General features: G+C 43.4%; 13 protein-coding genes. 4 read left to right on the forward strand and 9 right to left on the reverse strand.

Annotated features, from left to right (window positions below; all coding sequences use genetic code 11):
• Nucleotides 1-154: 154 nt before the first annotated feature.
• The 5 genes from ABIB39_RS17520 to ABIB39_RS17540 all read right to left on the reverse strand — a co-directional run bounded on the left by ABIB39_RS17520 (nt 155) and on the right by ABIB39_RS17540 (nt 6,594).
• Nucleotides 155-283: a DUF2630 family protein gene (locus ABIB39_RS17520; RefSeq protein ID WP_354431623.1), complete on the reverse strand. Its 129-nt coding sequence runs from the start codon at nt 281-283 to the stop codon at nt 155-157.
• Nucleotides 284-782: 499 nt separating this feature from the next.
• On the reverse strand, nt 783-3,494 hold the full coding sequence (locus tag ABIB39_RS17525) for an ATP-binding protein (RefSeq protein ID WP_354431474.1): 2,712 nt from the start codon (nt 3,492-3,494) through the stop codon (nt 783-785).
• Between the two features lie 131 nt (nt 3,495-3,625).
• The gene (istB, locus tag ABIB39_RS17530; RefSeq protein WP_354431475.1) at nt 3,626-4,378 is read right to left on the reverse strand and encodes an IS21-like element helper ATPase IstB; all 753 of its coding nucleotides are present in this window, start codon (nt 4,376-4,378) and stop codon (nt 3,626-3,628) included.
• A 20-nt stretch (nt 4,379-4,398) separates the two neighbouring features.
• Complete coding sequence (istA, locus tag ABIB39_RS17535; protein WP_354431476.1) at nt 4,399-5,928, reverse strand: IS21 family transposase; 1,530 nt, start codon at nt 5,926-5,928, stop codon at nt 4,399-4,401.
• Nucleotides 5,929-6,168: 240 nt separating this feature from the next.
• A complete protein-coding gene (locus ABIB39_RS17540; protein WP_354431477.1) occupies nt 6,169-6,594 on the reverse strand; it encodes a PepSY-like domain-containing protein in 426 nt (141 codons plus the stop codon).
• 356 nt (nt 6,595-6,950) lie between these two features.
• On the opposite strand from ABIB39_RS17540, the gene ABIB39_RS17545 reads away from it, so the two are divergent.
• Nucleotides 6,951-7,100 carry a DUF3606 domain-containing protein gene (locus ABIB39_RS17545; protein WP_354431624.1) on the forward strand — a complete coding sequence of 50 codons (150 nt, stop codon included), beginning with the start codon at nt 6,951-6,953 and terminating at the stop codon, nt 7,098-7,100.
• 17 nt (nt 7,101-7,117) lie between these two features.
• Here the strand turns inward: ABIB39_RS17545 and ABIB39_RS17550 are convergent, their stop codons facing one another.
• The gene (locus tag ABIB39_RS17550) at nt 7,118-7,312 is read right to left on the reverse strand and encodes a hypothetical protein (protein ID WP_354431478.1); all 195 of its coding nucleotides are present in this window, start codon (nt 7,310-7,312) and stop codon (nt 7,118-7,120) included.
• A gap of 657 nt (nt 7,313-7,969) precedes the next feature.
• On the opposite strand from ABIB39_RS17550, the gene ABIB39_RS17555 reads away from it, so the two are divergent.
• From ABIB39_RS17555 to ABIB39_RS17565, 3 genes are read left to right on the forward strand one after another with little or no spacing between them, the layout of a single operon-like run.
• Entirely contained in the window at nt 7,970-8,974 is a 1,005-nt protein-coding gene (locus ABIB39_RS17555; protein ID WP_354431479.1) for a type I phosphomannose isomerase catalytic subunit, read from the forward strand.
• The gene (locus ABIB39_RS17560) at nt 8,971-10,044 is read left to right on the forward strand and encodes a glycoside hydrolase family 130 protein (RefSeq protein WP_354431480.1); all 1,074 of its coding nucleotides are present in this window, start codon (nt 8,971-8,973) and stop codon (nt 10,042-10,044) included. Before ABIB39_RS17555 ends, ABIB39_RS17560 begins: the two co-directional genes overlap by 4 nt.
• A gap of 47 nt (nt 10,045-10,091) precedes the next feature.
• Nucleotides 10,092-10,526, forward strand: a complete 435-nt coding sequence (locus ABIB39_RS17565) for a hypothetical protein (RefSeq protein WP_354431481.1) — start codon at nt 10,092-10,094, stop codon at nt 10,524-10,526.
• A 122-nt stretch (nt 10,527-10,648) separates the two neighbouring features.
• Here ABIB39_RS17565 and ABIB39_RS17570 read toward each other — a convergent pair whose 3' ends face one another.
• The 3 genes from ABIB39_RS17570 to ABIB39_RS17580 are packed head-to-tail and all read right to left on the reverse strand — an operon-like array spanning nt 10,649 to nt 13,440.
• On the reverse strand, nt 10,649-10,942 hold the full coding sequence (locus ABIB39_RS17570) for a hypothetical protein (RefSeq protein ID WP_354431482.1): 294 nt from the start codon (nt 10,940-10,942) through the stop codon (nt 10,649-10,651).
• Between the two features lie 27 nt (nt 10,943-10,969).
• The gene (locus ABIB39_RS17575) at nt 10,970-11,863 is read right to left on the reverse strand and encodes a F0F1 ATP synthase subunit gamma (RefSeq protein WP_354431483.1); all 894 of its coding nucleotides are present in this window, start codon (nt 11,861-11,863) and stop codon (nt 10,970-10,972) included.
• Complete coding sequence (locus tag ABIB39_RS17580; protein ID WP_354431484.1) at nt 11,863-13,440, reverse strand: alternate F1F0 ATPase, F1 subunit alpha; 1,578 nt, start codon at nt 13,438-13,440, stop codon at nt 11,863-11,865. Before ABIB39_RS17580 ends, ABIB39_RS17575 begins: the two co-directional genes overlap by 1 nt.
• Nucleotides 13,441-13,445 lie beyond the last annotated feature (5 nt).

A 13,445-nucleotide genomic window follows, 5' to 3' on the forward strand; every position in this document is an offset into this window, starting at 1 on the left:
CTGCGTTTCGGTAATGATAGAGTTCTTCATCGTTTGACTGGTTAAAGTTAAGACTTTTCGTCCTTTAAGCAGTCCGGTTTTTAGGAGGGGTTACAAACCGAGCTGAGTTAAACGACATATAGCCACAGACCAAACTCAATTAACAATGCACTTCTTATTCTTTGTAATGCTCAATAGTATCACTCGAACGCATTTGAGCCCTGTTCGGGTCATCTCCAACATCACGGAATGCCCGCCGCTGACGAAGCAGGTCCCCTAACTGGACATAATTCGAACCACTTATTAGAACAGCTTAAGCTATTAAACGAACTAAAAGTTGCTTAATTGGGGTTCGATTCCCTTAAGGGCTGATGATTTGTTAGGTTTGTCCTATAGCTGCAGCCCATAGGGGAAAGATATCGAACCGCTTTTTGGATGACTTACGGCGTTTGGCCAGTTGAAATTCATTATATTGTTTCGCGTTGCAAAAGCCGACAATTTTGATCTTGGCACTCGAGTCATTATGGTCGAACTACTTTTCTTTGAAAAGAAAAGTAGCAAAAGAAAAAGTAGATTATACAGTTTTCATGACTAACCTGGAAGAAATTAAACAATTTTTATTGGGTTTGTTCCTCCAAATAGATTAAACGGGGTCCAGTTGCTTATGTACTACTTATTATTGGCTAGCGCGGAGTGTAAATCATTATTACATCATAGACCTTTAGAATTTACTTTAAGCCAATTTAAAATACTGTCAGCTAAGAGTTCTTCTGCGATTGCTTCAAGCAGATGACATTTATCTTTTAATTATTGATGACCAATTCTAAAAATCTTTTTCCGTCAGCCGGATCCAAACCTAATTTTCTAATTTTAATTTGAATGAGTTGAGCAAGTTCGTCTCCGGTTAACCTTGGCTCTCCGCTTATATAGCCCCCATCCAACAGATAAGTCTCCAGCCTTTCCCTATTACCCGATCTAAAACCTGAGACGGCATTTTGACTAAGTTGAAGGATAAGTTCTTCCGGGTTATAAGCAACCGCTTTTAACACCTCATAAACTTCCTGGAGATAGCGCTCAGTCACGGCATTGGAAGCTTTCAAAACATCCAAATCAATGGTTTTTGGCCTTCCCTTTTGATAAAGTTCCTGGAATGCTTCAAGCAGCCTGATTTTCTTTTCTAACTGTTGAAGCCTGTCCTGATCGAAACCAAGTATAATCCCGCCATTTTTGATGTAACTGGACAGCTGCCCATAAGTAGTTATCCGGTTTTCAAGGCAGGTCGCCAGATCCGACAAATCATCCAGTAAATACCACAAGTGGAGCTGAGCCGGATCCTGAGCCATCAATTGAAATCCAGGGATAGCAATCAATTTCCGGTAGCTGTCATGGGTTTGCCCTGAAATGGCGGGAATCTTTTCAAAAAGGTTCAGTGAAAAAGGCGCGTCGTTAGCCCCCAGATAATCACTTTTTTCCCTTGCATCACTCTCCAGCACATATATCTTAATTTCAAAACCGACATGCTCATCAGCGTATGACTTCCATTTGGCGATTTCTTCCTTTTGCGCTGTAAAATAAAAGACCTGGCGGCCTTCCATGGCTATCTCCGCCAGCGCTTCAATTATCTGAGTGGCGCGCTGATCATCACTGTTCGCTAACAGCTCATCGGCAATAATGGGGATCTGAAATTCCTTCTCCTGACTTTCGATATAGGCCAAACGGATAGAGAGTAATAACTGGATACGTGTCCCGGTGGATAACTGGTTCAGACTTTGCCCCTCATGAAGAATATGATCGTAAGCAAGAAAATCCAGCTGTGCCATATCGTTAATCCTAAGTTCATACCGCCCATTCGTGATCTTGTTAAACAACTGGTTCCCGCGTTTCAACACATTGGATGAATTACGCTCCCCGCCTTCCTTCTCCAGGTGGCTGATCAACAGGCTGCCAGTCAGGGCGGATAAATTATCATCGTAGACTTGCTGCAGGTTATCAAGTGCGGCTTCCTTTTTAGCCAAGGCATCTTCCAGGTCGTGCCCGCTTTTCTCCCGTTGTATCAGTGCATTCGTACTGATGATTTTATCGTTGAGTCCATCGAATTCAGCGGCCACGGAAGCAAAATCGCTAATAGAGCGTTGTGCGGTCGCCAGATCCATATCCAGCAGATTGTCCTTATAGAACGCATATTTCTCATGATTTTGCTGCAAGCGCTCCATTTCCACGTACAAAATCTTCTTTTCCAGGCAACCGGCTTCGGCTTTTTTGTAATCATCCAGTTGGTCTACCAGTCGGTAGACCTCGTGCTTATCCGGTGTTTCCAGGCCTAACCGTTTATAAATCCCCTCAAGTTTCAGACCGGCATCTTTAAGCTGTTTTCCCTTTTCATCACCTAATTCAATAAGGCCATCTATGGTCGTTACGGTATTTTTCCGGTCGTTTTCTTTTTCTAATAAATGTTTAACAGTAGCCTTTGCCACTATACCATCTTCTACCGCAAGGCCGAAGTCGTTCAGTAAGCCGTTGATCTTTTTCAATTCAGCATCCTGTTGGTTCGCTGCAGCTTTTTCCCTGCCGCGTTTCCCTTTCAGTTCTGCGGCAAATTCTGCATACTTACTCAACTGACTGATATACCAAAAAAAAGCGCTGTAATTTTTAAGGTCATCGGAAGGCAGCGCGGGCGCATGCCCCAAAAACCTAATCCAGTCGTCGCGCTGAGCTTCGGTCTTTTGCAACTCGGGCTGCAGGGATTCTAATTCCACTGTCAGCCGGTTCACTTCCTGTTTTTCCAGAGCATAAAGTTCTGCCGCCTGTAGTTGAAGGCATAATTCTTCAAATACTGTACGGACATTATCCGGTTGCCAGTCAGTCGGCTCCTTTAGCCCCGTTTTTCTGAAGTCTTCACGGCGGACATCAGCTTTTCCATCCGCCTTTTTACCTTGCCCCAACAACGCGAAGGCAATCAGGATAATAACTCCGGCCATTCCCCACCAACCCCATAAAGCAACAGCCAGAGCGACAGCACAAGCGCCCGCCACAAGCAACCACAACCAGTATATTTTTGTCCCGTCGGTTCCCTTTTGTTCGCCAAGCCAGTTGGTCAGTGATTTTATCCCCTCTTTTATTTGACCCGCATTTTGATTTACAGGAGCCGATTTTTTGCTTAAACTGTCAATCTGGATCTGTATAAATTTCATTTGACTCAACAAACGATGCGCGCCGTCTATAAATTCATCTAGCTTCGCTATCTTACTTAGGTCCATCTTAATTTCCTCACCCGGCTCGTAGTCCGGATGTATCTGTAATTTTAAGGCTTCCATGGTCCCAGTCAGGTCTGCAATCGCTATACCCAGCTCTGAAATCGTGCGTTCCGCTTCGATAAGCGCCTCAACGCGGTCCTCCAGTTCCTTTAGCACCGGGGGACTTATCCCCTTTTCCGACAGGCCCAATTCACTAATCGCATCTTTATGTTTTTGAATAGCTTCCCGGTTCGTTTCCAGTCCTATCCGCAGGGCTTCCATCCGGTCCTCTAGTGTTGATATTCCGGGGATGTTGACCACCTGATTCCGTGGCAAAGTGACCAGGCGATTAGCTGGCGAACGATAGCAGCGAGAGCTGTAAAAGCGTTTTCAAAGTTAGTTATTAAAAGTGGTTATTGATAACTGACCTCTTTATCATCAGTTCTTCGTTTCTTTCTCATTGATTCCCCCTTCAGTTCGATACGGTGAGCACTATGTACGATCCGGTCCAGGATAGCATCAGCAATTGTCTTTTCACCGATCACATCATACCATTTACTTACAGGTAGCTGAGAGGTAATGATCAGCGAGGTCTTTCCATGCCGGTCTTCAATGATCTCCATGAGTGCAGCCCTGCTTTGCGCATCAAAAGGCTGGATACCGAAGTCATCCAATATCAATAGTTCTTGCCGTTCTATCTTTGCTACTTCTTTGAGATAGGAACCATCAGCCTTGGCCATTTTAAGCTTGGAGAATAACTTAGGTGTACTGGCATAAAAAACCCTGTAGCCAAGTGTACAGGCCTGATATCCAATAGCGGAAGCAATATAACTCTTACCAATACCTGTGCTTCCTGTGATGAGCAGGTTCTCATTACGCTCAATAAACGTACAGTCCGCCAGGCGCATGATCTGGTTGCGGTCAATACTTCGGTCGGCATGATAGTGAACGTCCTCTACAGAGGCTTTATAGCGGAACTTGGCGTAATAGATCTGCCGCTCGATACGCCTGTTATGGCGGTCATCCCATTCTGCATCCACCAGGTGCGCCAGTAGCTCATCTGCTGTATAATCCTCTGTTTTACCTGTTTCCAGGGTGCTTTGAAAAGCATGGTACATGCCGAAGAACTTGAGCTTCCGCATTTTGTCTAACGTGTTTGTGTTCATTCCATTGGTTATTTAAAAGGTTATTTGTAATAGTCTTCGCCTCTGATATTATCATGGCTGGGCATAGGCAGTTCATCTGCGAACAGGCTTTCTTCGTATTGATCCATCTTCTTTTCGAGGATCAGATGAATGGTCTTGTAGTTATATACACCGTAGTGGAGGCCTCTTCTGCAGGCCATGATCAGGCGTTCATTACCTACTTTGCGAGAGAAGCCAAGGATACCCAGGCAGGACTTATAAGCCTGCTCGGGGTGTTGTTTACGGTCGAATATATTATGGATATAAAGCCTGACATCTTCATGGATGGATGAGGCCCAGCCCAGGAACTTATCCTTTGACCAGTCGGCCACGAACTGGTGAGTGGAAGCCAGATGGTCTTTCTCAGTTGTATAAAGGTATAGCCCCCTTGTGCGTTTATGCATGGCAATACGCTCATAATGGTAAAAGGCCTCTACAGAAGAACTGGAATATAGCAGCTTGATCTTTCTGCCGATAAACCGATAAGGGACGCTGTAATAATGTTTATCCGGTCCAAGGCATACATAGCCGTTCTTCATCACGGTAGCATGGAACTGCTTTTTAAGCTCGTAACGCAGAACAGGTAAAGGGTTAAGCACTTCCCGTTCTATCTCATCGAACTGCTGCCTGCGGCTATAGTTCCTGCCTTGCAGGAACCTGTTGTTGTGCTCTTCGAGCACAACCCTTATGGCTTCGTTCAGATCCTTTAACGAGTGGTAAACTACTTTTCTTAAGGGGGCATAGATCCGGGTATACATGATCTTAACCGCACCCTCTACCAGTGCTTTATCACGAGGGCGGAACGCCCGAGCTGGTAGTATGGTAGTACCGTAATGATCTGCAAAGTCAGCGAATGTTTCGTTTAACGTGGGTTCAAAACGGCTGCTTTTGGTCACGGCAGCTTTCAGGTTATCCGGTACAATGGCATCAGGAACGCCACCGATATAATGCAGCGTATTCTCACAGGCCGTAATAAAGTCCTCCTTTTGCTGGCTACCCACAGCTTCTACATAAGTAAGCTGGCTAGCTCCGAGTATCGCTACAAATACCTCGACGGTAATGATCTCGCCGGTATCCTTATCGGTAATGCTAAGCTTTTGCCCTGCAAAGTCCACATACAGCTTATCACCTGCTTTGTGATCCATGTGCATGGTTGGGTTGACCCTGGCTTTCCATTGGGTGTAATAGAAGCAGAACTGGCTGTATTGATAGCCTTCCGGAAACTCTTTATAATACTCTGCCCATAATATGTGCCGGTTAACGCCGGTGCGTTTAAGTTCCTTATCTACATGGGGAAAGCACCGCAGCATGGACTGCATACGGCCTGTAGGGGGCATCTCCCTGCTTTTCCCGAAGAAGTCTTCCAGTTCCTTATCGTTCAACGCATCAACCTCCTCGAACGTAAAGCCACTATCCTTAAACGAGGCCAGGTACTTCTTAACGGTATTCCGGGACGTATCAGCCTGGGCAGCTATCGACATGATACTGCGCCCATTAGTGTACATCCTTATTATCTTTCTAATCTTACTCATGCTAATCGTAGTGTTGGCCATGCTTTTGGAGGTTATGTTAAACCTCGTAAAGATGGGTGCTTCTACAGCATTAGCTGCTCGTTCGGGGTGGTCAATTTGGCCCGGAATGCCTGGTCAGTTTGCCCCGGAATGGGGTGGTCAATTTGACGCGGAATCAATGGTCACATTCCGCCGGAATCAGGTGGTCAATATCAGCGGTATATCCACTGAAAGATACCAAACAAAGTTTTTTTTCAATGCTTAATCCTTTTTTACAAACCTGCCATTCTCATCAAAGATCAGGTCGCCGCCTTTTACCTCGGCTTCGTAGCTGGTTTTGCCTTCGGCATCGGTCACTTTCCCAGCTTCTTTAATTTTGGCACCCTTAAAATGTGCAGCAACATAAGAAGCCACTGCCTCAGGTAATTCAGTTATTGGAATAGCTTTTACGATCTCTACAAATGTTCCTGCCGGGGTGAATGTCACCGAATTATCCTCGCCGAACTTACCTCCCCAATTAGCTTCATAATTCCCCTTCTCTTTTTCCCAACTGACTTTGGCTGCTTCAGGATACTTTTTTGACAAAGCAGTTTTAATGATGGCAGGTACATTTTTCGATTTTAAGTCCTGCGCTTTTACAAAACCTACCATTATTAACAATAGGAATAACATTGCGATCTTTTTCATTTTTATTACAAGTATACGATAGGAATCTGTGAAAAATTAGTAGGGAACCTGTAGAAAAGCTGGATACTGATTTTTCAAGAAAATTTGCAATGCAATCGACGTAAATCAAATTTCCTCAAAGAAAGTATTAATAAAATTAATCTTGTGTTACTGACTCTAATTTATATAAAAAATTCAAATCAGTGGTATAGATTAGAATTTTCCAGAAACTTTTTTAAAATTCAATCAAACCCGTGAATTTAATAGTTTAACTTTTTACCTTTAGGTTGATGGTTATGTGTGCCTTACAGGCAATAACTGATACATTAAAAATTTCACTTGCGATTGCCTAGGCTAAAGGAAGTGGTGCTTCTGGTATCAAAAACAACCGAAGTGTCGATATTTCCGACGACTATGCTATTGACTTTTGGACACTGGAATTGAAAACCACTAAAAGTAAATTGCTGGCCTCCGTCGCTGAAGTTGGCGACGCGTTCAATGCCGTCAAAAAGCAACATAGAAAATAAGGCAGCATTACAAATAATTAAATTTTATGCGGATCACCCAAGGGATTTTCAGCTTGTTTATATAATGCTTCTCCACTTTTAGAAATAATGGGAATCACTGTACTATCCGGAACCGGAGTATTCATGCCATCGTTGATAGGTGGGTTGGTCGTTCTTTTCCGTTTTACTTTCAAGTCTTTATTCTTATCAGTATTTTCTTTGTCTATACTCATCACTTTGTAATTTATTTGTTTGAATAAAGCGGTCTTTTGGGCGCGATGCCTTTGCCAAAATCACTTACAATATTTGTATTGCCATTCTTATGTAAGGTGTCAATAATGATCTCGAAGGAGCCTGCTGCTTAATTAACTGAGTTACTGGCCAGGTTGACCTATACCTGATCGAAGATTTTTAATTGCTTGATTTGATGCTTTAAGGCAACATTTTTCTTTTTTAGGCTTTCTATGGAATTCTTCAGTACGAGAGTGCTGTCCTTGAAATCCATCAACTTTGATTACAGCAGAACGGGATGATTTCTCTTTGATAGAAGCAAAAAAATGGAAGATTGTTTTATCGGTATCTTTTTATAGCTCAGCTATTGATAGCAAACAACTATTGGTCTATTCATTATAGTTCGTCGCCTATTCGCTATTATTATTAAAAGGTTATCTTTATAAAGTCCATTTGAACATGTCTCTGTCGTTTGTGAATTGTTACAAACTCTTACGGTTCATGCTTATACACTATAGCAGTTTAACCTAATCCCGACACCGCTTTTACGATAACTTTGGATGCAAACCTATCATTAATTTATGGTCAATTCCGGTCGACCATTGTCTTATCTTACAACAAATCGAAACTTATTTCAATAAGTAAGCTTACTACAAAACATGGATAAAGTATTGTACCCCTTAAAATTCGAACCTATCTATCAATACCGCCTTTGGGGAGGCCGAAAAATAGCGCATTTACTTTCTAAACCGCTGCCAAAAGAGGAACCTATAGGTGAAGCATGGATATTGAGTGACCGTAAGGCCCATGCCAGCAAGGTAACTGAAGGTTCACTAAAGGGTTATTCCATTACTCAATTGATGAAAGAATATCCTAAAGAACTTATGGGCAAACTGGCTGGCAGATTTGATCATTTCCCGCTTTTGTTGAAATTCTTGGATTGCAAGGAAGTTTTGTCGGTACAGGTTCATCCTTCAGACGATCAAAAAAGCTATATACCTAAAGGTGACACTGGAAAAACGGAAGCCTGGGTGGTTTTAGAGACAGGTAAAGATAGCCGTATATATGCCGGGCTAAAGAAAGGTACCGATCAGCAAAATTTGCGTCAGGCTATTCAAACCCATAGTGTAGCTGACAAACTTCATAGTTTTATACCAAAACCCGGGGATGCTGTATTTATTCATTCCGGCACGGTACATACGCTTGGCGGAACCGTAGTTTTTGAAGTACAGGAAAACAGCGACGTTACTTTCCGCCTTTACGATTGGGATCGAACCGACTCTAAAACCGGAAAACCACGCGATCTCCAGGTAGATGAGGCGATGGCCTGCATTGATTTTGAACAGGTTGATATTGGGCCGGTAAAGCCGGTTACAGAAACTCATCATACCAACACCGAAAAATTATTCGATAACGAGCATTTTATATTATGGCGCATGAAATACAAGTCGCCTTTTAAGGTTGGTTTGAAAAATGAGCCGACCATTTTAGTTTGTTTAGAGGGGTCCGCAAAGGTTGTTTCCAATGCCAATCATTACCCGATTAGTAAAGGTGACGTGGTTCTGCTACCGGCTGCTATAGGAGAATGCGACGTTCAACCCGATAACCAAATTAACTTATTGCAAATAAACATACCTGGCAAGGATAATAACAAAAGATCATGAACCCATTCCAGCTACAACGCATCGGCACCATAATGGAGCCCGAACCGGGCAATGAATTGGAAACCGAAGGGGTACTTAACCCGGCAGCAACCCGTGGCCCGGATGGTGCCCTTTACCTTTTCCCGCGTTTGGTGGCAAAAAACAATTATTCCCGTATAGGTATAGCGAGAGTGAAATTTAATAAAACCGGGGAGCCTACTGGCGTAGAACGTTTGGGTATAGCGTTACAACCTGAAGCCGAATACGAAAAACGCCCCAATGGTGGAGGTGGCTGCGAAGATGCACGGGTAACTTATGTAGAACCTTTAGCGCATTATATCATGACCTATACCGCCTTCGGGCCGGATGGGCCGCGAATAGCTGTGGCCAGGTCAAAAGACCTTTTTAATTGGGAACGCTTAGGGCTGGTAAAGTACCTTTCATATAAGCACGTTGACTTTAATGGTATTAATAATAAAGATGCCAGCATTTTCCCTGTAGTTATTCCCAGCCCTCACGGACACCCGTCTATAGGTATGTTGCACCGCCCGCTTTTTCCAGGCACATCTCCCGAAGAAACTGTTAAACATAAGAACCGGGAAATAGATTCACATAAGGAGAGTATTTGGATCTCCTATTATAATTTAGGAGAAGATACTACCATACAATATGCCAAATTCACATCCAACCACCGTCTGGCTATACCGGTAGAACCATGGGAAAACTTGAAGATAGGTGCAGGAGCTCCCCCTTTATTAACCAAACATGGATGGCTTATTATTTATCATGGTGTACATGAGTTGGAGGGATCAACGGCTGATAAACCAAAATTGTGCTATTCTGCCGGGGTAATGGTCCTTTCGGAAAAGGATCCACAAAAAATATTGTATCGTTCGCCTAAACCTATATTAATTCCCGAATTACCAGAGGAAACGATTGGAACGATCGCCAATGTGGTGTTCCCGACCGGTATAGATCGTCGCGACGATATTGGACAACCTAACCGCATAGATGTTTACTATGGGATGGCTGATAATCGGATCGGCGTAGCCAAAATGACAATTCCCGATACTCTGCCTGGTATGATATAATAAATACAAGGTTCAGCCTGTCAATAAACAATTAAATTATAATCAAGATGAAAGCTTTCGAAAAATTATCCTACGCCGAACAACAGGAATTCCTGATGTTCCCTGTTTATATTTCTTTACTGGCCGCAAATGAATATGGTCCGACGGACCATATAGATATTAAAGCTGCCGGCGAATTTGACCACATGAAAACTTATACCTGCGTTCCGCTACTCAGCGGCTTTTATGCGAAAGCCGACCAGCTATTTAAGGAAAATTTCACTAACCTGGATGCAGAATTGCCAAAAGGTAAGATAGCCCGGACAGCGGCTATCAAAACCAAGCTGGCAGAACTGGAAATATTATTGTTGAAATTCGATAAAGACTATGCTGCTGCTATGCATCAAAGTATGAAATCATTTAAGGATCACGTGTCGTCTGCACACTGGAATGTTTTGGACAGCTTTTTATTCCCCATCCCTATAAAGGGGATTTCATATTAGCCTATACAATATAATATGAACGTTGGATCATCGACTCAATTTCCAACGTTCATAGATAAGGATAAGCAAGCCAAATTAGTCAGCTTTCCACAAGGATAACGACCAAAGTGGCATTACACCAATTACTCGCATTTTTCCTTAAGAAAATCAATTAAATGACCTTCTAATAATGCTGAGTCATAATCGATATTTTCTTCATTCTTTTCAAGTGATACCTCATCAATGGAGACGATAACGGTAAAGGCGATACCCGTTATAACTTCGGGAAATGAAATATTGATCACGTCATAAACATGCGCATATTCAATTGTTAAACCCGAATCCAGTTTTGAATTGATGTAAAGGGCAAATTCCTTTTTTAGCAGGTCGAAAAGTTCTTCTGCACTTAATGGTTTGATGTTTTTAATTGTACTCATATCGTTGTTTGATAATAATGATTTATGTTATTGATGTTCTTTCTTTAAAGCTTCAAATCCAGAAACCACGTCAAAAAGCTCTTCGTCGATCATGCTTTGGCGTAAACTCTGGAATTTCTTCCCCAGGTTTTCCAGCATATCACTAATGCTTTTTTCCGCCCGCTGCATCGCTTCCAATCGACTGGCATTTTCTGCCGCCAATGACTCTGTACTTGCCCTAAATACAGAAACGAATAGATAGGCATTGATAAGTGCGCTTAGTGTGGTCACCGTATTGCCGATAACTTCGGGTATGGTATTTGTCGGCCATTGTACAGCCATCAGATCCTGCATCCATTTTTCGTCAAGCGGCAATAACCTTTGCAAAACCGGCTCATAGCTCGACCCTGTTTTGGGCTGATTATGAAATACATAAAACTGCTTTAGATGCCTGGTTTCACGAATTTCCTCAATTTCGATCAAAAGACTTTGAATTAACGGTGTAACGGCATCAATAGAAACAGGAACAGCGTAAGACTTCGTAATATTAAGCCCTGCGTCTGCTAAAAGCGCCTGGATACGTTCGCCGATCACCCAAACCTCTTTTTTACCCGGGATAGCATTCAAAGATTGTTGCACGAAACCGGATAGCAGGTCATTGAACTGGCCTACCAGCCCAAGATCCGATCCGAAGACAATAACACAAACTGTTTGATCTTCATCTTTTCCGGTTCCCGGCTTTTCAATTACCGTTTGTATTTTTTCCGCTTTTAAATAAGCCTTAATACCCAGTGTAACGGTATGATAGTAATCGCCAAGTGAAGCTACCGCCGCCTCATATTGGGTGATATTGGCAGCAGCCATCGCCTTCATGGCTTTAACCACCGATTTGATATCTTTTGCACCATCCAGCTTCCGGTTCAGATCTTCCAGCGTATCCATTACTTCGAGGGTTTATCAGGATCTGGTTTATCCGGCTCTGATTTATCCGCTTCCGGCTTTTCGTTAAAAGGTGCAAGAAGTTCACCAGCGATTTTCAGGATCGTATCATGGTCTGCGTCGTTTAAAGGTTTGTCATCAAAAAGCCGTTTGAGCACCTCGGCAGGAAACTGCCCCATGTCTTTAAGAATAGCCGCTTCGGCATCGGCGATCTTATCTACGGGTATAGCATCAAAAAGCCCATTCGTTAAAGCCAATAATACAGCTATTTGTTCTGAAACTGTTAAGGGATGCAATTCGTTTTGTTTGAGGCAACTTCGGATACGCAGGCCATGATCGATCACCTTTTTAGTATTTTCATCCAGACGGGTGCCAAAGCGCGAAAAGTTTTCCAGTTCTTCAAATTGCGCGTATTGTAATTTCAAGCTGACAATAGATTTGTAAGCGGGTAACTGTGCAGCAGACCCGACACGGGAAACTGATTTACCCACATCAACTGCCGGTAAATTCCCGGCTTCAAACAGTTTGGGTGATAGATAGATCTGTCCATCGGTAATAGAGATTAGATTGGTTGGGATATAGGCGGAGATATTTTGCGCTTCAGTTTCGATAATAGGTAAGGCCGTCAGCGATCCGCCTTTTAGTTGAGCGCTCAGGTGTGTAGCCCGTTCCAGCAACCTGGAGTGAATATAAAAGATATCACCCGGAAATGCTTCTCGTCCGGGTGGCCTGCGTAACAGCAGCGAAAGTTCACGATAAGCCCGCGCGTGATGCGTAAGATCGTCATATACAATGAGCACGTTACGACCCTCTTCCATAAAGTGTTCGGCTATGCTGGTTGCCGCGTAAGGAGCAATATATTTCAATCCCGCAGCATGGTTACCTTCGGCCACCATAAGTACGGTATAATCCATAGCACCTTTTTGTTCCAGGTTGGCGATAACTTTGGCGACAGCGGCAGCGCGTTGCCCAATAGCACAGTAAATGCAAACCACATCTTTTCCTTGCTGGTTAAGTATGGTATCAATTGCTATTTGTGTTTTGCCGGTTTGCCGGTCGCCCACGATCAGTTCACGCTGGCCACGGCCAATTGGAATTAGTGCGTCAATAACTTTTATGCCGGTTTGTAAAGGCGCATTTACGGCTGTTCGGTCCATGATAGCGGGCGAAGGCCGTTCAATGGGTAACCTTTTGTTGGTTGCGATATTGCCTTTCCCATCAATGGGTATCCCCATGGGATCAATTACCCGGCCGATCAAATAGTCGCCTACCGGGATATCCATCACCCGGCCGGTACGCTCTACTTCGTCTCCGGCATTTAATAAAGTATCTTCACCAAGCAGGATAACGCCGATCTCATCTTCATCCAAATTATAGGCAATGCCGTACAGGTCTTCCGAAAATTTAAGCAGTTCTTCAAAGCCGGCACCTTCCAATCCCGAAACTTTTACAATACCCGTGGCCACGCTGGTCACATAGCCAACCTCGCGGGGTGCGAATGCGAATACGTGCTCCGCCAAACCCTTATCCAGCTGGTGGAAAGTGTCGGTTATACTATTTTTTAAAGTACTTGAAGGCATATTGT

Source organism: Mucilaginibacter sp. UYP27 (genome assembly GCF_040547175.1).
Taxonomy (GTDB): domain Bacteria; phylum Bacteroidota; class Bacteroidia; order Sphingobacteriales; family Sphingobacteriaceae; genus Mucilaginibacter.